Annotated in this window: 2 rRNA genes; both read left to right on the top strand. The window is 44.6% G+C overall.

Going from position 1 to position 646, the window contains the following annotated elements:
- Positions 1-114 (top strand): 16S ribosomal RNA (locus tag CLORY_RS22905); the annotation flags it as partial.
- Positions 115-507: 393 nt separating this feature from the next.
- Positions 508-646 (top strand): 23S ribosomal RNA (locus tag CLORY_RS22900); the annotation flags it as partial.

The following is a 646-nucleotide window of genomic DNA, read 5'->3' as shown; positions in this document are numbered from 1 at the left end:
CCCGAAGTCCGTGAGTTAACCGAAAGGGGACAGCGGCCGAAGGTAGGGTCAGCGATTGGGGTGAAGTCGTAACAAGGTAGCCGTAGGAGAACCTGCGGCTGGATCACCTCCTTTCTATGGAGAAAATCTGGTAGCACATTCACAGAATGGTTATCAGTAAGAATTACGGTTTATACCAAACACTCTGTTCAATTTTCAGAGACCAAAATCTCTGAAAAAAGTTCTTTGAAAATTGCACATAAGAAACACATTGTAAAGCTGGGAACATTTTATATGTTCTTTGTAGATTATACAATGATGATGAATTTATTCATCATCGAGTAAAGAGAGCTGTAAATTAAAAAGAAGCCTAAAAACGGCAACTTTAAATTAGCACTCTCTGGAGTCGTGTTAGAAACGAGCAGAACAAGGAAGCGACAGAGCGCGGAGCGGAGTTGGCTAATGGCCAATGAGCACCACAGTGACGGAGCTGACGCGGTAATGCGAAGTTTATCACACGACGACTATGGTTAAGCTATGAAGGGCGCATGGAGAATGCCTTGGCATCAGGAGCCGAAGAAGGACGTGATAAGCTGCGAAAAGTTTCGGGTAGGCGCAAATAGCCAGAGAACCGAAAATGTCCGAATGGGGAAACCCTCGTGTAAAA

It is taken from the genome of Clostridium oryzae, assembly GCF_002029235.1.
GTDB lineage: Bacteria > Bacillota > Clostridia > Clostridiales > Clostridiaceae > Clostridium_AE > Clostridium_AE oryzae.
Note: the sequence above shows the minus strand (reverse complement) of the source record. Positions and strands in the feature narration are given on the sequence as shown.